Genomic DNA, 300 nt, shown 5'->3' with positions numbered 1-300 from the left:
AGCGGCTGAGCTTGCCGCAATTGAAAGGGTGACAGAAAAATGACGCGTATTTCTCGGGAAATGATGAAGAATATGTTATCGGTTTATTTTATTATGGGATCAAACAATACAAGCGCAGACCCGGTTTCCGTGGTGAAAAAAGCAATTGAGGGCGGCGCTACGCTTTTTCAATTTCGGGAAAAGGGGAGCGGTTCTTTAACAGGGGATGAACGTGTCCTGTTCGCGAAGCGGGTGCAGGATGTCTGCAGGCAGGCCGGGATTCCTTTCATCATTAATGATGATGTCGAATTGGCCTTGCGC

1 protein-coding gene is annotated in these 300 nt (G+C 48.0%); it reads left to right on the top strand.

Annotated features, from left to right (window positions below):
• Positions 1-39: 39 nt before the first annotated feature.
• Positions 40-300, top strand: a 261-nt coding sequence (locus SB658_RS23020) for a thiamine phosphate synthase (protein WP_410602577.1), incomplete at its 3' end; no start/stop codon positions are given.

The sequence above is a fragment of the Bacillus sp. SIMBA_008 genome (genome assembly GCF_046535495.1).
Lineage (GTDB): Bacteria > Bacillota > Bacilli > Bacillales > Bacillaceae > Bacillus > Bacillus subtilis.
Note: the sequence above shows the minus strand (reverse complement) of the source record. Positions and strands in the feature narration are given on the sequence as shown.